Source organism: Enterobacter sp. MGH 38 (assembly GCF_000492855.1).
GTDB lineage: Bacteria > Pseudomonadota > Gammaproteobacteria > Enterobacterales > Enterobacteriaceae > Enterobacter > Enterobacter hormaechei_C.
Map to the genome: position 1 here is coordinate 1644830 of NZ_KI535608.1, position 24222 is coordinate 1669051.

The 24222-nt window shown below is 58.8% G+C and carries 15 protein-coding genes; 3 read left to right on the top strand and 12 right to left on the bottom strand.

Annotated features, from left to right (window positions below; translation table 11 throughout):
- Positions 1 to 127 precede the first annotated feature (127 nt).
- The 5 genes from narI to L384_RS03650 all read right to left on the bottom strand — a co-directional run bounded on the left by narI (position 128) and on the right by L384_RS03650 (position 8566).
- Entirely contained in the window at positions 128 to 805 is a 678-nt protein-coding gene (narI, locus tag L384_RS03670) for a respiratory nitrate reductase subunit gamma (RefSeq protein ID WP_003856712.1), read from the bottom strand.
- On the bottom strand, positions 805 to 1515 hold the full coding sequence (gene narJ / locus L384_RS03665; protein WP_023324808.1) for a nitrate reductase molybdenum cofactor assembly chaperone: 711 nt from the start codon (positions 1513 to 1515) through the stop codon (positions 805 to 807). The genes narI and narJ overlap by 1 nt, the downstream gene beginning before the upstream one ends.
- The gene (gene narH, locus L384_RS03660; protein WP_023324809.1) at positions 1512 to 3047 is read right to left on the bottom strand and encodes a nitrate reductase subunit beta; all 1536 of its coding nucleotides are present in this window, start codon (positions 3045 to 3047) and stop codon (positions 1512 to 1514) included. Before narH ends, narJ begins: the two co-directional genes overlap by 4 nt.
- Positions 3044 to 6787 carry a nitrate reductase subunit alpha gene (locus L384_RS03655; RefSeq protein WP_023314263.1) on the bottom strand — a complete coding sequence of 1248 codons (3744 nt, stop codon included), beginning with the start codon at positions 6785 to 6787 and terminating at the stop codon, positions 3044 to 3046. Before L384_RS03655 ends, narH begins: the two co-directional genes overlap by 4 nt.
- A gap of 381 nt (positions 6788 to 7168) precedes the next feature.
- Positions 7169 to 8566: a NarK family nitrate/nitrite MFS transporter gene (locus L384_RS03650; RefSeq protein WP_003856705.1), complete on the bottom strand. Its 1398-nt coding sequence runs from the start codon at positions 8564 to 8566 to the stop codon at positions 7169 to 7171.
- 309 nt (positions 8567 to 8875) lie between these two features.
- Between L384_RS03650 and narX the strand changes: the two genes are divergently transcribed.
- Both narX and narL read left to right on the top strand, forming a co-directional pair.
- Entirely contained in the window at positions 8876 to 10672 is a 1797-nt protein-coding gene (narX, locus tag L384_RS03645; RefSeq protein ID WP_023324810.1) for a nitrate/nitrite two-component system sensor histidine kinase NarX, read from the top strand.
- Entirely contained in the window at positions 10665 to 11315 is a 651-nt protein-coding gene (gene narL, locus L384_RS03640) for a two-component system response regulator NarL (protein WP_003856701.1), read from the top strand. Before narX ends, narL begins: the two co-directional genes overlap by 8 nt.
- Position 11316: 1 nt before the next feature.
- Here the strand turns inward: narL and L384_RS03635 are convergent, their stop codons facing one another.
- The 7 genes from L384_RS03635 to nasR all read right to left on the bottom strand — a co-directional run bounded on the left by L384_RS03635 (position 11317) and on the right by nasR (position 23709).
- Positions 11317 to 12735, bottom strand: a complete 1419-nt coding sequence (locus L384_RS03635) for a YchO/YchP family invasin (RefSeq protein WP_023324811.1) — start codon at positions 12733 to 12735, stop codon at positions 11317 to 11319.
- A gap of 174 nt (positions 12736 to 12909) precedes the next feature.
- Positions 12910 to 15387, bottom strand: a complete 2478-nt coding sequence (locus tag L384_RS03630) for a nitrate reductase (RefSeq protein WP_023324812.1) — start codon at positions 15385 to 15387, stop codon at positions 12910 to 12912.
- A complete protein-coding gene (nirB, locus tag L384_RS0121320; protein WP_023324813.1) occupies positions 15384 to 19370 on the bottom strand; it encodes a nitrite reductase large subunit NirB in 3987 nt (1328 codons plus the stop codon). The genes L384_RS03630 and nirB overlap by 4 nt, the downstream gene beginning before the upstream one ends.
- 12 nt (positions 19371 to 19382) lie before the next feature.
- Positions 19383 to 20171 carry an ABC transporter ATP-binding protein gene (locus L384_RS03625; protein WP_017693299.1) on the bottom strand — a complete coding sequence of 263 codons (789 nt, stop codon included), beginning with the start codon at positions 20169 to 20171 and terminating at the stop codon, positions 19383 to 19385.
- Positions 20172 to 20180: 9 nt separating this feature from the next.
- Complete coding sequence (gene ntrB / locus L384_RS03620; RefSeq protein ID WP_023324814.1) at positions 20181 to 21059, bottom strand: nitrate ABC transporter permease; 879 nt, start codon at positions 21057 to 21059, stop codon at positions 20181 to 20183.
- Positions 21060 to 21061: 2 nt separating this feature from the next.
- Positions 21062 to 22309 carry a CmpA/NrtA family ABC transporter substrate-binding protein gene (locus tag L384_RS03615; RefSeq protein WP_023324815.1) on the bottom strand — a complete coding sequence of 416 codons (1248 nt, stop codon included), beginning with the start codon at positions 22307 to 22309 and terminating at the stop codon, positions 21062 to 21064.
- A gap of 227 nt (positions 22310 to 22536) precedes the next feature.
- On the bottom strand, positions 22537 to 23709 hold the full coding sequence (gene nasR / locus L384_RS03610) for a nitrate regulatory protein NasR (RefSeq protein WP_023324816.1): 1173 nt from the start codon (positions 23707 to 23709) through the stop codon (positions 22537 to 22539).
- Between the two features lie 73 nt (positions 23710 to 23782).
- Between nasR and L384_RS03605 the strand changes: the two genes are divergently transcribed.
- The gene (locus L384_RS03605; protein ID WP_015570354.1) at positions 23783 to 24136 is read left to right on the top strand and encodes a DsrE/DsrF/TusD sulfur relay family protein; all 354 of its coding nucleotides are present in this window, start codon (positions 23783 to 23785) and stop codon (positions 24134 to 24136) included.
- Positions 24137 to 24222 lie beyond the last annotated feature (86 nt).

Consider the following 24222-nt stretch of genomic DNA (forward strand, 5'->3'; position numbering starts at 1 on the left):
GGTTCGATTCGAGCATAGTGAATTCTGTAGGCCGGGTAAGGCGCAACCGCCACCCGGCATCCGCACGAAACCCTGGATCGGGGACAAAAAAAACCCCGCATATGCGGGGTTGTATTAATACAGCGAATCAGCGACGAGCACGCACAACCTGATATTTGCGCGTCAGGTACTCCACCGGCGCACTCCAGATGTGCACCAGGCGAGAGAACGGGAACAGCACAAACAGGGTCATACCCAACACCAGGTGAACGCGGAAGATGAACGCCACGCCGTCCAGATGCTCAGAGGCGCCCCCGCGGAAGGTCACGACAGACTGCGCCCATCCCACCAGCTTCATCATCTCGCTGCCGTCCATATGCTGCGCAGAGAATGGAATGGTCAGCAGACCAAGCGCACACTGCACCATCAGCAGGGAGAGGATCAGGATGTCCGCTCCGGTCGTGGTAGCCCGCACGCGTGGGCTGAACAGACGGCGTTTCAGCAGCAACAGACCACCCACCAGGGTCATCACGCCGCAGGCGCCACCGGCGAGCATCGCCATCTTCTGCTTCACGTCAATCGGCAGCCACGCTTCGTACATCCAGTGCGGGGTCAGCATCCCCAGGAAGTGACCGGCGAAAATCCCCAAAATCCCGATGTGGAACAGGTTTGACGCCAGGTTCATCCCTTTACGATCCAGCATCTGGCTGGAGGCAGCACGCCAGGTGTACTGGCCATAGTCATAACGCAGCCAGCTTCCCACCAGGAACACGGTGCCCGCGATATACGGGTAAATGTCAAAGAAGAACATATTCAGGAAGTGCATTAGTGCTGTCCTCCGTTAGAGATATTCAAATATTGCGGAGCCACCGCTCCGGCAAAACGACGCTGATGCGCGGAGATTTCAGATTCGCCACAGCTCTGTTCAGCAAAGAATTTCACCTGCTCTTCTTCCCAGACGGCATCCAGTGCTTGTGGGGTATCGTCCCGGGCTTCATCCGCGATTTTTTCCGCCACTTTTTGACTGTCAACCGAGGCGTTAGCCAGTTTCACCAGCAGATCAAACAGGACTGCATAGCTGCTCTCACGTTGCTGGAGACGCGCGCCGAGCAACGCCAGAATGGGAGCAATGTCCTGCAACCCGCCCAGCGCTTCCTCTTTCGGCAACTGCGCCAGATATTCCAGATACAGCGGCAGGTGATCCGGCAGCTCGCGGCTGTCGAGTTGCAAACCGTGCTGCTCGTACTGGGCCATCAGATCCACCATCGCCTGACCACGGTCGCGGGATTCACCGTGAACGTGTTCGAACAACAGCAGAGACGTGGCACGACCCCGGTCAAACAGCTGGCTGTAGTCCGCCTGCGCATCAAGAAGATCGCGCGCCAGCAGATCGCGGAGGAAAACGCCCAGCTTCTGGGCATCCTCTTTATCCAGGTTTTCAGATGACGCGAGTGCATCAAAGAGTTCCTGTTGATGCTGCACAAGCGCAGCATCAGGGTACTCGAGCAGACGCGAAACAATGACGAGTTCAATCATTGGTGCGGCTCCGTTTTGCTGGTCACATCCATCGCGTCGATGCGGCGGCTGTTGAACAGATTGAATTTGCTGTCTGACCCGTGGCAACCGTCGCCAAAGGTAAAGCCACACCCACTTTTCTCCGGGAAGGCCTCGCGAGCCAGTTCACGGTGGCTGCTCGGCACCACGAAACGATCTTCGTAGTTAGCGATTGCCAGATAGCGGTACATCTCCTGCGCCTGCGCTTCGGTCAGACCAACCTCTTCCAGCGCGCGGGTATCGTTCACGCCGTCAACAGTTTCCGCACGTTTGAAGTGACGCATCGCCAGCATACGTTTCAGCGCCAGCAGTACCGGCTGGGTATCCCCGGCGGTGAGCAGGTTGGCCAGATACTGAACCGGGATACGCAGGCTTTCCACGTCCGGCAGAATGCCGTTGCTGCCCAGTTCACCCGCATCCGCCGCAGACTGAATCGGAGACAGCGGCGGCACATACCAGACCATCGGCAGCGTGCGGTATTCCGGGTGCAGCGGCAGGGCCAGCTTCCAGTCCATCGCCATTTTGTACACTGGAGACTGCTGTGCGGCGTCAATCACGCTCTGCGGAATACCGTCTTTCAGCGCCTGCTCAATGACCTTCGGATCGTTCGGATCGAGGAAGACATCCAGCTGACGCTGATACAGATCTTTCTCGTTCTCGGTGCTTGCGGCATTTTCAATCGCGTCCGCGTCGTACAGCAGCACGCCGAGGTAGCGGATACGACCTACGCAGCTCTCTGAGCAGACGGTCGGCATACCGGCTTCGATACGCGGGTAGCAGAAGATGCACTTCTCAGACTTACCGCTCTTCCAGTTGAAGTAGATTTTTTTGTACGGGCAGCCGGTGATGCACATACGCCAGCCGCGGCACTTGTCCTGGTCGATCAACACAATGCCATCTTCTTCACGCTTGTAGATGGCGCCGCTTGGGCAGGTCGCCACGCACGCCGGGTTAAGGCAGTGTTCGCACAGGCGCGGCAGGTACATCATGAAGGTGTTTTCGAACTGGCCGTACATCGCCTTCTGCATGTTCTCGAAGTTCTGGTCTTTGGCGCGTTTTTCGAACTCGCCGCCCAGAATCTCTTCCCAGTTTGGACCGCTGGTAATTTTGTCCATGCGCTGGCCGGTGATCAGCGAGCGAGGACGGGCGATCGGCTGGTGTTTGCTTTCCGGCGCGTTGTGCAGGTTCTGGTAGTCGTAATCAAACGGCTCGTAGTAATCATCGATGACCGGCAGATGCGGGTTAGCGAAGATTTTACCCAGCAGCATGGCACGGTTACCCATGCGCGGTTGCAGTTTGCCGTTGATTTTACGGATCCAGCCGCCCTTCCACTTCTCCTGGTTTTCCCAGTCGGTCGGGAAGCCGGTGCCCGGCTTACTTTCCACGTTGTTGAACCAGGCGTACTCCATACCTTCACGGCTGGTCCAGACGTTTTTACAGGTGACTGAGCAGGTATGACAGCCGATGCATTTATCCAGATTCAGCACCATGCCGACTTGTGAACGAATTTTCATTTTACGCTCTCCTGTACCTGGTCATTACCTTCGCCATCTAACCAGTTAATATTCTTCATCTTACGTACCACCACGAACTCATCGCGGTTCGATCCTACGGTGCCGTAGTAGTTAAAGCCGTAGGCCAGCTGGGCATAACCACCGATCATGTGGGTCGGCTTCGGCGTAATACGGGTCACGGAGTTGTGAATACCGCCGCGCTGTTCGGTGATCTCAGACCCCGGCAGGTTAACGATACGTTCCTGCGCGTGGTACATCATGGTCATCCCGGCCGGTACACGCTGGCTCACCACCGCACGTGCCGTCAGGGCACCGTTGCTGTTGAACACTTCAATCCAGTCGTTATCTTCGATACCCAGATCTTTGGCGTCCGCTTCGCTCATCCAGACGATTGGCCCCCCGCGCGACAGGGTCAGCATCAGCAGGTTGTCGCTATAGGTGGAGTGGATACCCCACTTCTGGTGCGGCGTCAGGAAGTTCAGCGCCTTCTCAGGGTTACCGTTCGATTTCGCACCCATCACCGCTTTCACGGAGCGGGTGTCGATTGGCGGACGGTACACAAGCAGGCTTTCACCGAAGTCACGCATCCACTGGTGATCCTGATACAGAGACTGACGGCCAGAAAGCGTGCGCCATGGGATCAACTCGTGAACGTTGGTGTATCCGGCGTTATAGGACACATGTTCATCTTCGAGGCCAGACCAGGTCGGGCTGGAGATAATCTTGCGCGGCTGGGCCTGAATATCGCGGAAGCGGATTTTCTCTTCCTCTTTATTCTTCGCCAGGTGCGTATGGTCACGACCGGTAAACTCGCTCAGGGCCGCCCAGGCTTTCACCGCCACGTGGCCGTTGGTTTCCGGGGCCAGGGTCAGGATCATTTCCGCCGCATCAATCGCCGTGTTCAGCATCGGCTGGCCTTTCGCCGGGCCGTCCGCTTTGGTGTAATTGAGCTTGCGCAGCAGGTCCATTTCACTCTGGGTGTTCCAGGCGATCCCTTTCCCGCCGTTACCGATTTTTTCCATCAGCGGGCCGATAGAGGTAAAGCGCTCGTACGTTGCCGGGTAATCACGTTCAACCGGAATAATGTGCGGCGCGGTTACGCCTGGGATCAGGTCGCACTCGCCTTTTTTCCAGTCCTTCACGTCCAGCGGCTGCGCCAGTTCGGCAGCGGAGTCGTGCTGGATTGGCAGCGTCACCACGTCGGTCTCTTTGCCCAGGTGCCCTACACAGACTTCGGAGAATTTCTTCGCGATGTCTTTGTAGATTTCCCAGTCGCTTTTTGATTCCCATGCCGGGTCAACGGCCGCAGACAGCGGATGAATAAACGGATGCATATCCGACGTATTCATGTCGTCTTTTTCGTACCAGGTGGCGGTAGGCAGCACGATATCGGAGTACAGGCAGGTACTGGACAGACGGAAGTCCAGCGTTACCACCAGATCCAGCTTGCCGTCCAGACCGTTGTCTTTCCATTCAACTTCTTCTGGCTTCACGCCGCCCTGCTTGCCGAGATCTTTACCCTGAATACCGTTTTCGGTACCGAGCAGGTATTTCAGCATGTATTCATGGCCTTTACCGGACGAACCCAGCAGGTTAGAGCGCCAGATGAACAGGTTACGCGGATGGTTTTTACCGTTCTCCGGCTGTTCTGCCGCGAAGCGGATTGAGCCGTCTTTGAGGGATTTAACGGTGTAGTCAACCGGTGACATGCCCGCTTTCTTCGCCGCTTCCGCAATGCGCAGCGGGTTCGTGCCCAGCTGCGGCGCAGACGGCAGCCAGCCCATACGCTCAGCGCGCACGTTGAAGTCAATCAGGTGGCCGCTGTAGCGGGATTTATCCGCCATCGGCGACAGCAGTTCCTGGGCGGTAACCGTCTCGTAGCGCCACTGGCTGGAGTGGTTATAGAAGTAGGAGGTGCTGTTCATGTGGCGTGCCGGACGCTGCCAGTCAAGGGCAAACGCCAGCGGCTGCCAGCCGGTCTGCGGACGCAGTTTTTCCTGACCCACGTAGTGCGCCCAGCCGCCGCCGCTCTGGCCGACGCAGCCGCAGAAGATCAGCATGTTGATCAGACCACGGTAGTTCATATCTAGGTGATACCAGTGGTTAAGACCCGCACCGACGATGATCATGGAGCGACCGTGGGTCTTGTCGGCGTTTTCCGCAAATTCACGCGCGATACGGGTGATCTGCGCGCGTGGCACGCCGGTGATCTGCTCCGCCCAGGCCGGGGTATAAGCCTTCACGTCATCATAGCTGGTCGCGCAGTTTTCGTCGTTCAGGCCGCGCTCCAGGCCGTAGTTCGCCATGGTCAGATCGTAGACGGTAGTGACCAGAGCAGTAGTACCGTCCGCCAGTTGCAGGCGCTTAACCGGCAGTTTGTGCATCAGAACGTTTTGCAGCTCAACCTTGTTGAAGTGCTCGGAACCTTCACCACCAAAGTACGGGAAGCCGACATCGGCGATCTCATCCTGGCTGCCCAGCATGCTGAGGCGAAGTTCCGTCTCTTCACCCGTGGTGCCGTTACGCTGCTCCAGGTTCCATTTGCCTTTTTCGCCCCAGCGGAAGCCGATAGAACCGTTTGGCGCCACCAGCTCGCCGTTGCTGTTGCAGGCGACCGTTTTCCACTCCGGGTTGTTTTCCTGACCAAGCGCGTCCACCAGATCCGCGGCACGCAGCATACGGCCTGCGGCGTAATAGCCGTCACGCTCTTCGAGCATCACCAGCATTGGCATGTCGGTGTAGCGACGCACGTAATCGGTGAAATACTGGCTTGGCTTGTCGAGGTGGAATTCACGCAACATTACGTGGCCCATCGCCAGCGCCATGGCGGCATCGGTACCCTGTTTCGGCGCCAGCCACAGGTCGCACAGCTTGGCGATTTCGGCGTAGTCTGGGGTCACGGCAACGGTTTTGGTCCCTTTGTAACGTACTTCAGTAAAGAAGTGCGCATCCGGGGTACGGGTCTGCGGAACGTTAGAGCCCCAGGCGATGATGTAGCTGGAGTTGTACCAGTCAGCGGACTCCGGCACGTCGGTCTGCTCGCCCCAGGTCTGTGGCGACGCTGGCGGCAGGTCGCAGTACCAGTCGTAGAAGCTCAGGCAGGTACCGCCGATGAGTGACAGGTAGCGTGCGCCGGAGGCGTAAGAGACCATCGACATCGCCGGGATTGGCGAGAAGCCTGCCACACGGTCAGGACCGTAAGTTTTCACGGTGTAGACGTTGGAAGCCGCAATCAGCTCGTTCACCTCTTTCCAGGAAGAACGAACGAAACCACCGCGACCACGCGCCTGCTTGAAGCTTTTCGCTTTGTCGGCATCTTCAATGATGGAGGCCCAGGCATCAACCGGATCGCTGTGCTGCACTTTCGCTTCACGCCACATTTTCATCAGGCGTTTACGCATCAGCGGGTATTTCAGTCGGTTGGCGCTGTAGAGATACCAGGAGTAGCTGGCCCCACGCGGGCAGCCACGCGGCTCGTGGTTCGGCATATCCGGACGGGTACGCGGATAATCGGTCTGCTGCATTTCCCAGGTGACCAGACCGTTTTTAACGAAAATCTTCCAGCTACATGAGCCAGTGCAGTTTACGCCGTGGGTAGAACGGACAACTTTGTCATGCTGCCAGCGTTGACGGTAACCGTCTTCCCAGTCCCGGTTGGTATCCAGAACCTGGCCGTGCCCATCGGCAAAAGTTTCACCCTTCTGTTTGAAGTAGCGAAACCGGTCCAAAAATTTGCTCATCGGGTATCTCCTGTGTGGAGCCTGTGGCTCTCTAAATCGACATTGCTGATTTGCAGCGAAGGTAACGCTATGAAAGATGGTGAGAATTGATAACGATCAAGACGAAGGGGGACTCTGAGGGGGGGTATTAGATCAAATACCACCAAAGCGGTAGCTGTTATTATTTTTTAACTTTATGATTTATATGGATATATTTTATTTATCGTACAATAAGCGAGGCAAAATTTAACATCTTAGGTATTAAGGGGTAGAGACACCTGTAAAGCGATGGCGATCACAGCGTTACCTGTGGGTGACCACGGGTAACGCCATTAGTATGTTGTAACTATTTAGCGATTAAAAAAAGCGCGGCACTCAGGCCGCGCAAACGGATAATCAAGCTTACTTGTTTTTCTTGGTATTACGGCCATATACCAGCCAGGTGATGACCACGCAGGCGATATAGAAGACGAGGAATACTTTCATCGCACCCGCCGGAGAGCCGGTCAGATCCAGTGAGATACCGAACGCTTTTGGAATAAAGAAGCCGCCAATCGCGCCTATCGCAGAGATAAACCCAAGCGCCGCAGCGGTATCGGTGGCGGCTTCACGCATTGCCTGCTCGTCGCTCCCACCCTGCGCTTTCACGCGGTCCATGGTCAGCTTGCGGAAGATGACAGAGATCATCTGGAAAGTAGACGCACTGCCCAGCCCGGCGGTCAGGAACAGCACCATGAAGACGCCGAAGAAGGCAAAGAAGTTACCCCCCTCACCACCCGCAGGCAGCGTCAGGAACAGCAGCGCACAGAAGATGGCCATTACAACAAAGTTCACCAGCGTAACGCGCGTCCCGCCCAGACGGTCGGAGATCATCCCGCCCAGCGAACGTGCCAGCGCGCCGATAAACGGACCGAAGAAGGCAAACTGAAGGATCTGCACGTCCGGGAACTGGGTTTTAGACAGCATGGCAAAGCCTGCGGAGAAACCGATGAACGAGCCGAAGGTCGCCAGATACAGCAACGCCATCACCCACAGGTGGCCACGCTTCAGAACCGGCAGCTGCTCGCTCAGTGACGCTTTGGACGCGGACAGATCGTTCATGAAGAACCACGCCGCCAGGGTAAAGACCACCAGGAACGGTACCCAAATCCAGGAGGCGTTTTGCAGGAACAGCACGGAACCGTCGGGCTGCGTCACACCGCCGCCGCCAAAGGCCGCAAAGATGGAGACAGAGATCGCCAGCGGGGCAATCAGCTGCATCACGCTCACGCCCATGTTACCCAGACCGCCGTTAATGCCCAGCGCGCCACCCTGCTTCGCTTTCGGGAAGAAGAAGCTGATGTTTGCCATACTGGACGCAAAGTTCGCCCCCGCAAAACCGCACAGCAGAGAGATAATCACGAACACGCTAAACGGTGTGGAGGTATCCTGCACCGCAAAACCGAGCCACACGCACGGTATGATCATGATCCCGGTACTGAAAGCCGTCCAGCGACGACCACCAAAGACCGGCACCATAAACGCATAAGGAACGCGCAGCAGTGCGCCTGAAAGCGACGGCAACGCGGTCAACATAAACAGCTGGTCGGTGGTAAAGGTAAAGCCCACTTTTGGCAGGTTAACCGCAACCGCACTGAACAACATCCAGACGCAAAACGCCAGTAACAGACATGGAACGGAAATCCACAGATTACGACTTGCTACACGGTGGCCGCGCTGTTGCCAGAACGCCGGATCCTCTGGACGCCAGTCTGTAATAACGGCACCAGTTTCCCTTTCGGGAGCGGAAGAGTGACTCATAGACACCTCTGATTCTCGAATGATGCTGCAAACATTAGGGCTTTAGAGCGGCGGTAAGTTGATATAAATCAAAGGAAAAGTGGGAGGTTTTGCGGCAAAAAAAAAGCCATCACTCTTAATGAGTAGATGCAAAACGTAAAAAAGGTGTGGTTTTTCACGGTGCTGAGGCATCCCTGCTTCGTCCACCCACTAACCGTTACCTCTCTGGCAATTTAGAGGTAATCCTTTATTGGTATGGGTATACTCCAGGGTATGCACCAGAATAGCGCCATTCCTGCAATCAGGTCACGTCAGGAGCCCGGCAACTCTATGTTAAAAAGATGTTTATCTCCGCTGACGCTGGTTAACCAGCTGGCGCTTATTGTTCTGCTGTCCACCGCTATCGGTGTGACCGGCATGGCTATTTCTGGCTGGCTGGTACAGGGTGTGCAGGGTAACGCGCATGCCATCAACGAGGCAGGCTCGCTACGTATGCAGAGTTACCGGCTACTGGCGTCGGTGCCGCTGACGCAGGCTGACCAACCGCTTATCGACGAAATGGAGCGTACCGCATTCAGCCCTGAACTGGAAAGAGCCGCCATCCGTGACGGTCAGCAATCTCAGCTTAAGGCGCTTCAGGGCTACTGGCATACCCAGCTGGAGCCCGGCTTAAAGCGGGCGGAAGACCGGGAAACGGTCGCCCAGGATGTCGCCGGGTTTGTGTCACGCATCGATCATCTTGTCTCCTCATTCGATCGCACCACAGAGTTACGCATTGACCGTGTGGTGATGGTTCACCGCGCAATGGCGCTGTTTATGGGTTTGCTGCTGATTTTCACGGTTATCTGGCTGCGCGCGCGGTTGCTTAACCCCTGGAAACAGCTCCTGGCGATGGCCCGCGCCGTCACACAGCGCGATTTTACCCAGCGCACGCGCATCAGCGGGCGCAACGAAATGGCGATGCTTGGCGAGGCGCTCAATACCATGTCGGCAGAGCTATCAGAGAGCTACGCGGTACTGGAACAACGCGTCCAGGAGAAAACCGCCGGGCTTGAGCAAAAAAACGAGATCCTCTCTTTCCTCTGGCAGGCGAACCGTCGCCTGCATATGCAGGTACCGCTTTGCGAACGTCTCTCGCCAGTACTGAACGGCCTGCAAAACCTGACTCTGCTCCGCGATCTTGAGCTTCGGGTTTACGACGTTGAAGATGAGGAAAACCATCAGGAATTTACCTGTCAGTCGGACATCTCCTGCGACGATAAAGGGTGTCATCTGTGCCCGCGCGGCTTGCCGCCGCTTACCACCAGCGGCACGACCCTCAAGTGGCGGCTGATGGACAGCCATACCCAGTACGGTATTTTGCTGGCCACCCTGCCCGCCGGACGTCACCTGAGCCACGACCAGCAGCAGTTGGTCGATACGCTTGTTGAGCAGCTCACGGCCACGCTGGCGCTCGACCGCCACCAGGAGAAACAGCAGCAGCTGATCGTGATGGAGGAGCGTGCCACCATCGCCCGCGAGCTGCACGACTCCATCGCCCAGTCCCTCTCCTGCATGAAGATGCAGGTGAGCTGCCTGCAAATGCAGGACGAAGGCATGCCCGAGAGCAGCAAACAGCTGCTCAGCCAGATCCGCAACGAGCTTAACACCTCGTGGGTTCAGCTTCGCGAGCTGCTGACCACCTTCCGTTTGCAGCTCACCGAGCCGGGGCTGCGCCCTGCGCTGGAGTCCAGCTGTCAGGAGTTTAGTGCCCGGCTGGGCTTCCCGGTGAAGCTGGATTACCAGCTGCCACCGCGTTTTGTCCCCTCTCACCAGGCGATCCATTTGCTGCAAATTGCCCGTGAAGCCCTGAGCAACGTGCTCAAGCATGCCGAGGCGACGGCCGTTACGGTCACCGTCAGCTGCCAGGATAATCAGGTGAAGCTCAGGGTTCAGGATAACGGCCGCGGCGTGCCGGAAAATGCCGAACGAACGAACCATTATGGTTTAATTATCATGCGAGACCGCGCGCAAAGCCTGCGCGGTGATTGCCAGGTTCGCCGGGGAGAGTCAGGTGGCACCGAAGTAGTGGTCACCTTTATACCCGAAAAGCCCCTCATAACTGCTCAAGGAGAAAACCATGACTAATCAGGAACCGGCATCTATCCTGTTGATTGACGATCATCCGATGCTGCGCACTGGCGTTAAACAGCTTGTCAGCATGGCGCCAGATATCACCGTCGTCGGGGAAGCCAGCAACGGCGAACAGGGTATTGAACTTGCCGAATCGCTCGATCCTGATTTGATCTTGCTCGATCTCAACATGCCGGGCATGAATGGCCTGGAAACCCTCGACAAGCTGCGGGAGAAATCCCTCTCTGGCCGGGTGGTGGTCTTCAGCGTCTCAAACCATGAAGAAGACGTGGTCACCGCCCTCAAGCGAGGGGCAGACGGCTATCTGCTGAAAGATATGGAGCCGGAAGATCTGCTCAAGGCGCTGCAACAGGCTGCCGCAGGCGAGATGGTGCTGAGTGAAGCGTTAACGCCGGTACTGGCCGCCAGCCTGCGTGCGAACCGCGCCACGTCTGACCGCGACGTCAGCCAGTTGACACCGCGCGAGCGTGACATTCTGAAGCTGATTGCCCAGGGGCTGCCGAATAAAATGATCGCCCGCCGTCTGGACATCACCGAGAGCACGGTCAAAGTGCATGTCAAACACATGCTGAAAAAAATGAAGTTAAAATCCCGCGTCGAAGCCGCCGTCTGGGTGCATCAGGAGCGCATTTTTTAACTTACTCATCCGGCAGCAACTTCCACCGTGGATCGTCGGCAGGCATTGCGACGAGCGGTTGCACCACGGAAAGCGTGATCTCATTGGAGGAGACACGCTGCCCATCCTTATCTTCCACCACGGCCGTTAGCCGCCATGCGTTTTTCGCCCCTTCTGAATCATCCCATGCAGGCATGATCACACTCCAGCCATCGCTGCTGTTGCCGTTTGCCGGTGAGGTCAGGCTGAGCGCCTGGGTATCACCCAGCCAGTGGATCTGCCGGATACCGTGCTTGCTGCGAATTTGCAGCTTCAGCATCACGGTTTCGCCTGGCTTAAGATCCCACGGCGGCGTGGCCAGATATACCGAGAGGGTTTTGCGCTGACGGAATTCCATCACGGGCAGATTATCGCGATCGGGTGAATCATAGCGGCTGCCCCGCAGCGAGCGCGTCGCCGCCACTTCCCCGGCGGAAAGCTGTTTCGCCAGCGGCACGCCAAAACGATAGTTGAGCTTCAGCCCGAGGTTATTCTGGCTAACGCCGCTCTCCCCCTGCTTATGGGCAGCCGTCAGGGTGACCAGCGGTACGGGGGTATAGTTCAGCCCCAGGTTGACCGCAACCGGGTTGTGATACCCCGTACCGCTGTTAAACAGATCGACGTTATCGCCAAAATACTGTTCAAAGCTGACGCTGGTGTTCAGGTGATGAAACCAGGGAAGCCAGGCTTTGGCCGTTACGTCGTACCCGCGCGCCATGCGCTGCTCGCGGATGTCGGAACGCGGCTGCCAGCCAGCGAACGGCTGGTAGTAATTGGCCGACAGGCGCAGGTTTTCACCCCACGCCTCTGCGCCCAGCCCGGCACGTTGCAGGTTGTCTTCCAGCAGGTTGTCGTAAAAGGTGTTGTAGCCCAGCAGCCAGTTTCCGGCAACCCAGCGCTGCCCGATCCCGACATTGCTCACCAGCCCATCTGTCTGCTGCGTCAGGCCAAGCTGGCTCCAGCTCAGATAACGGGTGTTGTCGTTCCAGGGGATAAACCAGCTACCGCTGCTGCCGTTAAAGTTGCCGTCGTCATCCACCAGTACATTGACGCTGGCGTTTCCCCAGGGTGAAAGCCAGGATTCAATCTGCTCGTTGACTTCACCGCTGACGGCATCCCGCACTTTGCCAAACGCGAACTGTCGCGCCTGCTGCCCGGCCGTCAGGCCGTTATCGGTCATACTGGCTTCACCGAAGGCCTTTGCCATTTCAGCCAGATGCTTTTCGCCTTCGGTGGTCGGTTGCGCCATACCGAGATCCGGCAGGCTATCGCCGTTATTATCAAACGGATTCTGCGCCTGCTGCACGAAGGATTTCGGCGCACCGTGAAGGGCTCCAGCCGTAAAAAGGGGGAGTAACAGCAAAAAACGGATGCGGGACGATACAGCCTTCAACGTCGTCAATCAGAACCTGTGTTTATGAACAAACACTTATTATGTTAACGCCATAAGCCCTGAAAACCAGTCTTAACAGAAATTTCAGGAATATCCTGAAAAGATTTGTCGGGTGGCGGCTTCGCCTTACCCGACCTACAAATTCGTACCGGTGCGAAGCCGCCAACCGACGCCCTTGCACTATTATCCCAACAGCGCTTTCAGCTCCGGCACGCAGGAGCCGCAGTTCGTGCCGCAGCGCAGCTTCACGCCCAGCGCTGCGGCAGAATCACAGCCTCCGGCTATCGCCTTACATATCGTATTTTCACCCACGCTGAAGCAGCTACAGATAATTCGCCCGGGATCGGCATCTTCGCCCGGCCGTTGTCCGTGCAGCAGCGCATGGCGTTCAGCGAGTTGTACGGGTGCAGCAGCAAAGGCTTCTTCAATAAACGCATGCGCCAGCGCCGGCAGCGTATGGCCCTCCCAGTAGCCCAGCATCAGCTCGCCGTGATGCCAGGCGAGCACGCTGCTGCGTTCTCCCGTCTGTGCCACCTGTAACTGCCAGCCCCGACCGCTGGCGTACGCCCTGACCCACGACAGCAACGGCTGCTCCCCCGCCACCGTCAGACGTGAGGCTTTACGCCACCAGCAGACCGACGGCGGCAGCGCTGGCAGCTCGCGGGCATACAGTTCACCCTGCCAGGCCGGTAGCCAGGGCATGATCCTCACCGCGGTTTGTTTACTCTCCGGCTGGCCGGAACCAGCATCAATCCGCCCTTCTACCAACGCATTGACCTTCCCCTGCCGTGCAAATTGCGCGTTCCAGTGCATCGGCGCAAACAGCTCGCCCGCACGCTGCGCGGTGGAGATACGTACTCTGGCAACCATCACCCCGCGCGGGGAGCTTATCCGCGCCAGCTGGCCGTCAGTCAGCCCAGCGCGCGCCGCATCGGTTGCGTTCATCTCAACAAAAGGCTCATCAATATGCTGCATCAGGCGCGGAACATACCCCGTGCGCGTCATGGTGTGCCACTGATCGCGGATCCGCCCGGTATTCAGTATCAAGGGGTACAATTCGTCGACGCCTGCCCCATGCGAGGAAGGATCAACCGGTACAAGATTTCTTTGCGGGAAATCACCGGCATGCCACTGATAAGGCGCCAGCGCGTCCCACGCCTCTCGCGACAGCGACGCCAGTTCGCGCAGGTTTAGCGCCCGTTCGCCGTTATTTTCAAACGCCGTCAGCGCCGCATGTTCACAAAATATCTCCTGAGGGTGTTCCCAGGCGAAGGCATCGCCATAACCGAGCTGGTCTGCCATCCGGGCGATTATCCACCAGTCCGGTCTGGCCTCGCCCGGCGCAGGCAGAAAGGCACGCTGGCGGGAGATACGGCGTTCAGAATTGGTCACCGTGCCGTTTTTCTCGCCCCAGCCCAGGGCGGGAAAACGGATATGGGCAAACCGGCTGGTGTCCGTCTCCTGCATCACCTCAGATACCATGACCAGCGGGCAGGCTGCCAGAGCCTGACACACCGCGTGGCTGTCGGGAAGCGACACGGCAGGGTTGGTGCCCATGATCCACACCGCCTTCACCTCGCCGCGCGCAATGGCGTCAAACAATTCCACCGCCATCAGGCCCGGGGTCTGCGCCAGCCGTTCCGTTCCCCAGAAACGCGCCACGCGCGAAAGATCGTCCGGCTCGAAGTTCATGTGCGCCGCCAGCTGATTCGCCAGCCCGCCCACTTCCCGCCCGCCCATGGCATTTGGCTGTCCGGTCAGCGAAAACGGGCCGCAGCCAGGACGGTTGAACTTCCCGCTGGCAAGATGCACGTTAATGATGGCGTTACACTTGTCGCTGCCGGTGGAGGACTGGTTGATCCCCATGGTGTAGAGCGTGATCGCGCGTGGCGCGGTGATAAACCAGTCGTAGAAGGTGCCAATCTCGTCTGAAGGCAAATCGCAAAACGCCGCCACGCGAGGGATCGGCCACTCGCCCCGCCCCTGAATCAGATTGAGCAACCCTACAAACAGCCCGGCGTCGCTGCCGGGTCTGAGCGCGAGGTGGAGATCGGCGATATCGCAGGTGGCGGTTTTACGCGGATCGATCACGACCACTTTCATCTGCGGATTGTTGTGTTTTGCCTGCACCAGCCGCTGATACAGCACCGGATGCGTCCAGGCCGCGTTTGAGCCAACGAGTACCACCAGATCGCTGTTTTCCACGTCCTCGTAGCTGCACGGCACCACGTCTTCACCGAAGGCGCGTTTGTAGCCCACCACCGCCGATGACATGCACAGCCGCGAGTTGGTATCCATGTTCGCCGCCCCGATAAAGCCTTTCATCAGCTTGTTGGCGGCATAGTAATCCTCGGTCAACAGCTGGCCGGAGGCATAAAACGCCACCGCCTGCGGCCCCCATTCGTTGATGATGTTCCGTAACCGCTCGCCCGCTTCGCCCAGCGCCTGCGGCCATGCCACCTCCCGGCCATCGACCACCGGGCGCAGCAGGCGTCCCTGCAACCCCGTGGTTTCCCCGAGGGCAGATCCTTTTACACACAGACGACCGAAATTCGCCGGATGAGTTTCATCCCCCCGAATGCTCACCTTATCACCGTCTGCGCTGGCGACCACGCCGCAGCCCACCCCGCAGTAAGGGCACGTTGTCCGGGTTTCGGTCATGAGGCCTCCGCACGCATCACCAGCTCTTCATTTCCAACCCATACCTTGCCGTTTTCAATTTTTACCGGCCAGGCGCGCACCACGGGTTCGCCATTCTCCACCTGACAGCCGTCGCGCAGACGAATACGTTGCTTGTAGAGCGGCGAGATCACCACCGGTTCCCCCGCCGCATCGCCGAGGATGCCGCGTGAAAGCACGTTCGCGCGGCTGCCCGGCTCCCGATCGTCGAGGGCATAAACGGTTTTGCCAAAGCGGAACAGCGCAATCGGTTTGCGCCCAAGATGCGCGCCAATGCCCGCCTGCTCCGGGATCTCGTCGATATTACAAATTTCCTGCCAGCGCTTGTTCTCCTCCGCGGCGGGGACGTTCACCGCGGTGCGGAACAGCGCCAGGCGGTCAGGATCGTTAAGGGTGGTTTGCCATTCGCACTGGTAGGTCTCCACCACCCGGGCCATCTCCTGCTCCAGCTCAAGGGCGATCCCCAGGCTGTCGTTGAGGATCACCTCGCGCAGATAGTCGAGGCCGCCTTCCAGGTTATCCATCCAGGTACTGGTGCGTTGCAGACGATCTGCCGTGCGAATGTAGAACATCAGGAAACGGTCAACGGTGCGGATCAGCGTTTCGTCGTCCAGATCGCTGGCGAAGAGATCCGCGTGGCGCGGCTTCATCCCGCCGTTGCCGCACAGATAGAGGTTCCAGCCTTTGTCCGTGGCAATCACCCCTACGTCTTTGCTCTGCGCTTCTGCGCACTCACGGGTACAGCCGGAGACCGCCATTTTGATTTTGTGCGGCGCGCGCAGCCCCTTGTAGCGGTGCTCCAGCCTGACCGCGAGGCCGGTGGAATCCTGCACGCCGTAGCGGCACCAGGTCGACCCGACGCAGGATTTCACCGTGCGCAGGGATTTCCCGTAAGCATGTCCGGTCTCAAACCCGGCCTCTACCAGCGCCTGCCAGATTTCCGGCAACTGTTCGAGCGTGGCGCCAAACAGGTCAATACGCTGCCCGCCGGTAATTTTGCTGTAAAGGCTATAGCGTTTCGCGATCTGGCCGATGGCGATCAGCCCGTCGGCGGTCACTTCACCCGCAGGCATCCGCGGGACGATGGAGTAGGTTCCGTCCTTCTGAATATTGGCGAAATAGCGATCGTTGGTGTCCTGCAACGGCAGATGCGCCGGTTTCAGCAGATACTCGTTCCAGCAGGAAGCCAATACCGATCCCACCAGCGGCTTACAGATCTCGCACCCGTGCCCCTGACCGTAGCGGCTGATAAGCTGGTCGAAGGTGCGGATATGGTTGACGCGCACCAGGTGGTAAATCTCCTGACGCGAGTACGGGAAGTGTTCGCAGATATCCTTTTTCACCTCCACGCCCTGCTCTGCAAGCTGGAACTCCATCACCTGCTTCACCAGCGCGCTACAGCCTCCGCAGCCGGTCGCCGCTTTGGTGCACTGCTTAATGGCGCCGATATCCGTCGCACCCGCGCTTACCGCCTGGCAGATATCCCCTTTGCTGACGTTATGACACGAACAGATCTGCGCGCTTTCCGGCAGCGCCGCCACGCCCAGCGCTTTCGGAGCGCTGCCTGACGACGCGGGTAAGATCAGCGTTTCCGGCTCTTTTGGCAGGCTGATGCCGTTGAGCATCATCTGCACCAGCGTGGCGTATTCGCTGGCATCGCCCACCAGCACGCCACCCAGCAGGGTTTTGCTGTCGTGGCTGACCACAATCTTTTTGTAGATTTGCTGCGGCCCGTGCGTCCACTGGTAGCTCAGCGCACCCGGCGTGCGCCCGTGAGCATCGCCAAACGACGCCACATCCACGCCCAGCAACTTGAGTTTGGTACTCATATCCGCGCCGGTGAAGCGTTTCTCCTCACCCGCCAGCACAGCGGCGGCCACGCGCGCCATCTGGTAGCCCGGGGCCACCAGGCCAAAGATTTTTCCCTCCCACAGCGCGCATTCGCCGATGGCAAGCACGTCCGGATCGGAAGTCCGGCAGCCGTCGTCAATACAGATACCGCCGCGCTCGCCGATAACCAGCCCGCTGCTGCGCGCCAGCGCGTCCTGCGGACGAATACCGGCAGAGAAGACCACCATGTCCGTTTCCAGCTGTTCACCATCGGCAAAGCGCAGCACCAGCCCGTCGTCTGCGGTGGCAATCTCCGTCGTCGATTTACTGGTGTGCACCCCTACGCCCAGCGCCTCAATTTTCTTGCGCAGCATTGCCGCGCCGTCGCTGTCGAGCTGCACCGCCATCAGGTTCGGCGCAAACTCCACCACGTGAGTTTCCAGCCCGAGCTGCTTAAGTGCATTCGCCGCCTCCAGACCCAGCAGGCCGCCGCCAATTACCACGCCGCGTCGAGAGCCTGCCGCATGGGCCGCAATGTTGTCCAGATCGTCGAGGGTGCGGTAGACAAAACACCCCGGCAGATCGTTGCCCGGAACGGGTGGTACGAACGGGTACGAGCCGGTCGCCAGCACCAGCTTGTCCCAGTGAGTCTCATGGCCACTGGCGGTACGCACTACGTGTGCATCACGATCGATAGCAACGATCTGCTGCGAGAGGCGCAGCTCAATGCCGTTATCGGCAAAGAACTCCCCCGCCACCAGCGAGAGCGAGTCCGCGCTGCGTCCGCCAAAATATTCCGACAGATGCACGCGGTCATAGGCGGCATAGCGCTCTTCGCCAAAAACAATAATCTGATACTGCTGATGCAAATTGCGGTTAACGCAGTCTTCGAGGAAATGATGGCCGACCATACCGTGCCCAACCACCACCAGAGTAGGTTTTGTCATAGCGTTCTGTCCTGCAACCTGCGGTTGCGTTGTGAAACGATCGAACAGCCAGTCCGCGTGGGCGGGCGCAGCCGTTGCCAGTAAATCGGTAAAGGTTGCCGCGCTGCGGCAGTCACCCAGCAGCAGCACGCCAGCCAGCGCCCCCTGATGGATCAGTAAACGTCGATAGTGACGGGTCAGCGGATCCCATGAACTCCAGACCACATCGTCCGCCTGCACCGTCGCGCGCCCGAGGCTGAACAGCTCCACGCCGGTCACCTTAAGGCGCACGCCGTTGTCGGTCAGGGTAAACGGCGCGGTGACCTCCCCGGCCAGCCGCGCGGCAAGAATATCCGCCTGCGCCAGACAGGGGGCTACCAGGCCAAACGTCTGGCCGTCAATTTCGCAGCACTCGCCGATGGCGTAGATACCCGGCACGGAGGTTTGCATCTGCTGATCCACCACGATGCCGCGCGCGCAGCGAATGCCGCTGGCATTTGCCAGCGCAACGTTGGGCTGCACGCCGGTTGCCAGCACCACGCGCGTGGCGGCAATGCGGCGTCCGTCGAGCAACGTCACGGCATCGTCAGCGATGGCGGTGATGCCGGAGGCGAGTTCACAGCTAACGCCCCGCGCCGCCAGCGCCTCTTCCAGCAACAGTCCCGCGTGCTGATCCAGCTGCTGTTCCATCAGCCACGGACCGCGATGCACGAGCGTGACGTTGTCACCCTTGCGCGCCAGCGCTGCCGCTGCCTCCACGCCGAGTACGCCGCCGCCCAGCACTACCGCCGGCCCGGAGATATTCTGGATGGCGCGGGTTTCTGCCAGGGTGCGAAAGGTGAACACATGCGGCGCATCGCCGCCGGGGATCGGCGGCACAACAGGGGTAGAACCGGTGGCAAACACCAGCGCATCCCAGCCCAGCGTGCGAGCAGAGGTATGCACTTCACGCGCGTTGACGTCTACTGCGAGCGCCGTTTCTCCTCGCAGCACCGTCACGCCTCGTGCCGTGTACCAGTCTTCATCGTGCAGACAGATGTGCTCCGCCTGCTTTTCACCACCCAGCACCGGTGAAAGCTGGATGCGGTTGTACGCCTGCTCAGGCTCGTCACCGATGACGGTGACAGCGAAACGACCGGGAACACGCCCGGTGAGCGACGCAATCAGCCGGGTTGCCGCCATACCATTACCGATAATGACCAGTCGCATCGTGCCCCCTCATTACGCCGCTTTCGGCTGTTTTTCGTAGAGGAAATGGAGGATCTGCTGGCGCATGTGGTGATAGCGGCTGTCATCCGCCAGCTGCACCCTGTTGCGCGGGCGCGGCAGATCGACGCGCAGGATCTCACCCACGGTGGCCGCCGGGCCGTTGGTCATCATCAGTACGCGGTCAGAGAGCAGTACCGCCTCGTCCACGTCGTGGGTGATGAGCACGATGGTGGTGTTCAGCGCCTGCTGGATCTGCATCACCGAGTCCTGAAGATGGGCACGCGTCAGCGCATCGAGCGCGCCAAACGGCTCATCCATCAGCAGCACTTTCGGCTTCATTGCCAGCGCCCGGGCAATCCCGACGCGCTGCTTCATGCCGCCGGAGATCTCCCCAGGGCGCTTGTGCAGCGCGTGGCCCATCTGCACCCGGTCGAGGTTGTGCTCAATCCACGCTTTGCGCTCGACCTTACTCATGGTGTGACGGAAGACCTGATCCACCGCCAGCGCCACGTTGTCGAAGCACGTCAGCCACGGCAGCAGCGAATGGTTCTGGAACACCACCGCGCGCTCGGGCCCCGGCCCGGCGATTTCGCGGTTGTCGCAAATCAGCCCGCCTTCCGTCGGCAGCGTGATCCCGGCGATCAGGTTTAACAGCGTCGACTTGCCGCAGCCGGAGTGACCAATCAGACTGACGGTTTCGCCCTCGTGGATATCAAAAGAGACGTTTTGCAGCGCCAGAAACTCGCCGCTGGCGGTGGAAAAACGCTGGCTCACGGCCTGGACCTGAATTAACGGTTTCATCTTCACTCCTTATTTTTCCTGCCAGCTAAAGCGACGGGCGATCAGCATCAGCCCCTGCTCCAGCAGCAACCCGACCACGCCAATGATGACGATGGCGATGAGAATGTTTTCGACGTTGAGGTTGTTCCACTCATTCCAGATCCAGAAGCCAATGCCTAAACCTCCGGTGAGCATCTCGGCGGCGACAATCACCAGCCAGGCAATGCCAATGGAAAGACGTACCCCGGTCAGCACCGCAGGCAGCACGGCCGGGAAAAGAATGCGGCGCATGATGGTCCACTCTGAGAGTTGCAGCACCCGGGCCACGTTGAGGTAGTCCTGCGGAATACAGCGCACCCCTTCGGCGGTGTTAATGACCATCGGCCAGATGGAGCAGATAAAAATAGTCCAGCTCGATGCAGGCTCCGCTTTCTGGAACAGCAGCAGGCCGATAGGCAGCCAGGCCAGCGGGCTGACCGGACGCAGTAGCGCGATCAGCGGGTTGAACATGCGGGAGAAAAAGGTGAAGCGGCCAATCAAAAAGCCCAGCGGAATGCCCGCCAGCGCCGCCAGACCGAAGCCGATGGCGACGCGCTGCAACGACGCCAGCACGTTCCAGCCAATGCCCATATCGTTTGGCCCGTCGCGATAAAACGGATCGGCAAACAGGGTCATGGCCGAATCGAGCGTGCTGAGCGGCGTCGGAAATCCTTTACTGTTTATCGCCGCCAGCTGCCAGAGCACCACCAGCAGGCCGAGACCGAGCAGCGCCGGGATGACGCGCTGTAAAAAATCATTCATCCGACGCGTAAACGCGGGCGCACGACGGCGAACCTGTAACGGAGGCAGGACTATCACTTCCCCGCTCTCTGACGTCTCTTGTGGTTTTGCATTTTGCAGATGCTGCATACTCAGGCCCCTTTACGGTAAATGGCGAAGCGGTTGGCGTACCCTTCCGGATCGGTGCCGTTCCAGACGGTGCCGTCCATCAGGGTGCTGCTGCGATACGGTGATGACGGAGTGGACATGCCGCCCACGGCGGTCGCGGCATCCTGCCAGACCGCGGTCTGGTTAATACGCTGTGCAATGCCCGCGTAATCCGGCGCGGCGTTGAGCAAGCCCCAGCGGCGGAACTGGGTTAAGAACCACATGCCGTCGGAGAGATACGGGTAGCTCACGGCACCCTCGTTGAAGAAACGGATCGGGTGCGCATCCTGCCAGCGCTGACCGACCCCGTTGTCGTACTCGCCGAGCATGCGTCCGGTGAGATACTGTTCCTTGCAGTTGAGCCAGGCGCGGCGCGAGAGGATCTGCGCGGTTTCGCGTTTGTTTTCCGCTGACGCCTCGATCCAGCGCGCGGCTTCCATCACGGCGCTCACCAGCGCCCGTGCGGTGTGCGGATTTTTCGCCACCCAGTCGCGTCGGGTGCCGAGGATCTTTTCCGGGTGATCGGCCCAGATGGACTGCGACGTAGCGGCGGTAAACCCGATGCGGTCGTTAATCGCCCGCGCGTTCCACGGCTCGCCAACGCAAAACCCGACCATGTTGCCAATGCGCATGTTCATCACCATCTGCGGCGGCGGCACCACCACGGTGCGCACGTCGTCAAACGGGTTAATCCCCGCGCTGGCCAGCCAGTAGTAGAGCCACATGGCGTGCGTTCCCGTCGGGAAGGTATGCGCGAAGGTGTAGGTTCCCGGTGCCTGCTGCGCAATCAGCTTTTTCAGCCCGTCGAGGTCACGAACGCCCTTCTCCGTCAGATCGCTGGAGAGCGTAATGGCCTGACCGTTCTGGTTGAGGGTCATCAGGTTCGCCATCTGCTGCGGCTTGCCCGCAATACCCAGTTCCAGACCGTAAAGCAGGCCGTAAAGAATGTGTGCGGCGTCCAGTTCACCCGCCACCAGCTTGTCGCGCACCGCCGCCCAGCTCGCCTCTTTGGTCGGTACAATGGTAATGCCGTGTTTTTTATCGAACCCTTTCAGGGCCGCGATAACCACGGGCGCGCAGTCGGTCAGGGGGATAAACCCGATACGCACGGTATCCTGCTCAGGCTTATCTGACCCCGCCGCCCATGCGGCCTGCATGACACCCGGCAACAGCATCGCACCACTCGCCAGCATGCTGGCCTGCAATAATCGCCGTCTCGACAAATCCGCCATAATTGCTCCTGAAAAAAGGCAAAAAAAAGCGCCCGACGGTGCTGAAGCACCGCTGGACGCCTTTATCCTGAAGACGCATGCACCGCCGTTGGCGCATCGTCGAAAATGGTTAATCTGTTAATGCAAAGGTAATGCCAGCTTTTCATCCCCGGCGTTACGGGGTTTCTGCAAGGAGAGCGCTGTTTTACGCACCTCAATCAGGCATGAATTGCCCACTGACTGTGCAACTACTCCCCAGGGGGTATCTTCCACAAATTTTTCACCGTAAGCAGCGCACGGGCGATATCCACCATGCGTTGGTTTTTATCCATCGCCATTTTGCGCAGGGCACTCCACGCCTGCTCCTCGCTCATGTTCTGGTGTGTCATCAGCACGCTTTTGGCTTTGTCGATGGTCTTACGCTCCTCCAGCGTGTCGCGCAGGGAAGCAAGCTGACGGGAGAGTTGCTCAATTTCACGCGCCTGCTGGCGCACCAGCGGCAGCAGCGGTTTATCCGGAAATCGCGCCAGGATATCGTCGTGTTCATCGTCTGCGTGCAGGTTTTCGCTATAGCGGCGCTCCTCAACTGCCGTCATCAGATCGGCAATTGCCACCTCCTCCAGCGTGCGCAGGTGCTCAAGGCGCGCGGTTTGCAGGGCAAACCATTTGAGGGCGGTATCACCGTTATCTGCCGGAGGCTGGCGGGTGCACGCTTCACGCCTGAGTTTTTCAGTCTCCAGACCCGGCAGGCAGTTGAGGGTAAATGACTCCTGCACGTCTGGAGTGCAATGGGAGATAAAAACCTCAAAGCAGGCCTGCTGGCCATCAATGCGATCCACCAGCCGCTGGCGGGTTTCATCGTCAAAGAATCCCTGGGTGAAACCAATAGCCCCCAGCGCCCGCTCTTGTCCCACAAGTTCTTTGCCCTGCATCAGGCTGTAAAGGGCCACAAATCGGCCCGCGATGTGCGGATCGTCAATGCTGTCGCTGAGTTGGGGTACGATACTGAGCAAATGACGCAGTATGCGGCTGTAATGTTCCATCGCCTGCGGCGCGGTGACGCATTGACCTGTAACGCCATCACGCAGCGCCGTTAGCGTCTCAAGGCCGTGCAGTGCGCTGGCAATACGTTCGCACAGGGCGCTGCCCGGGAGCGGTTCGTTAAACTGAAGGTGCAATGCGGCGAGGTTTTCATCCACCAGGGCCCTGCTGGCCTTGCATTCAGGCGCGTACAATTTGCCCTGCGAGCAGAGCCAGACATTTGACGCACCGCGCTCGCACTGTAGCATATGCACCAGTCGACTGATGCCGTTCACCAGTGCGCCCAGCTGCGCCAGTCTGCCGAGCTGTTCCTCGCGCAACATTCTCGCACGCTGGAACCATTCGGTTGCGCCAGGGGAACTGCCAGCCACTATCGTCATCGTTTCTCTCCCCGATACGTATTCTTCGGTACGAGAAGCAATATTCGTGCCTTTTCAAAGAACAGGAGTCAACATGCAGAAGATTGTGATCGTCGCCAACGGTGCGGCCTACGGCAGTGAATCCCTTTTTAACAGCCTGCGCCTGGCAATCGCGCTGCGCGATAAGGAGAGTGAGCTGGAGCTGCGCCTCTTTTTGATGTCCGACGCCGTCACGGCCGGGCTGAAGGGGCAAAAACCCGCAGAGGGCTACAACATTCAACAAATGCTGGAGATCCTGACCGCGCAAAACGTTCCGGTCAAACTGTGCAAAACCTGTACCGACGGGCGCGGCATTACCGGGCTGCCGCTGATTGATGGCGTGGAAATTGGTACGCTGGTGGAGCTGGCTGAATGGACGCTTTCCGCCGATAAAGTATTAACTTTTTAATAATAACCCGCTAAAAATATTATTTTCTTATGGACGCGGTTTCAGCATCAAGTTTACCTGCACCGTTGCCGATAGGCATGGAAACA

Excerpts from the sequence above, each read along its gene's own strand:
- narI (WP_003856712.1), bottom strand. The coding sequence starts at position 805 with ATGCACTTCCTGAATATGTTCTTCTTTGACATTTACCCGTATATCGCG.
- narJ (WP_023324808.1), bottom strand. The coding sequence starts at position 1,515 with ATGATTGAACTCGTCATTGTTTCGCGTCTGCTCGAGTACCCTGATGCT.
- narH (WP_023324809.1), bottom strand. The coding sequence starts at position 3,047 with ATGAAAATTCGTTCACAAGTCGGCATGGTGCTGAATCTGGATAAATGC.
- L384_RS03655 (WP_023314263.1), bottom strand. The coding sequence starts at position 6,787 with ATGAGCAAATTTTTGGACCGGTTTCGCTACTTCAAACAGAAGGGTGAA.
- L384_RS03650 (WP_003856705.1), bottom strand. The coding sequence starts at position 8,566 with ATGAGTCACTCTTCCGCTCCCGAAAGGGAAACTGGTGCCGTTATTACA.
- narX (WP_023324810.1), top strand. The coding sequence starts at position 8,876 with ATGTTAAAAAGATGTTTATCTCCGCTGACGCTGGTTAACCAGCTGGCG.
- narL (WP_003856701.1), top strand. The coding sequence starts at position 10,665 with ATGACTAATCAGGAACCGGCATCTATCCTGTTGATTGACGATCATCCG.
- L384_RS03630 (WP_023324812.1), bottom strand. The coding sequence starts at position 15,387 with ATGACCGAAACCCGGACAACGTGCCCTTACTGCGGGGTGGGCTGCGGC.
- nirB (WP_023324813.1), bottom strand. The coding sequence starts at position 19,370 with ATGCGACTGGTCATTATCGGTAATGGTATGGCGGCAACCCGGCTGATT.
- L384_RS03625 (WP_017693299.1), bottom strand. The coding sequence starts at position 20,171 with ATGAAACCGTTAATTCAGGTCCAGGCCGTGAGCCAGCGTTTTTCCACC.
- ntrB (WP_023324814.1), bottom strand. The coding sequence starts at position 21,059 with ATGCAGCATCTGCAAAATGCAAAACCACAAGAGACGTCAGAGAGCGGG.
- L384_RS03615 (WP_023324815.1), bottom strand. The coding sequence starts at position 22,309 with ATGGCGGATTTGTCGAGACGGCGATTATTGCAGGCCAGCATGCTGGCG.
- nasR (WP_023324816.1), bottom strand. The coding sequence starts at position 23,709 with ATGACGATAGTGGCTGGCAGTTCCCCTGGCGCAACCGAATGGTTCCAG.
- L384_RS03605 (WP_015570354.1), top strand. The coding sequence starts at position 23,783 with ATGCAGAAGATTGTGATCGTCGCCAACGGTGCGGCCTACGGCAGTGAA.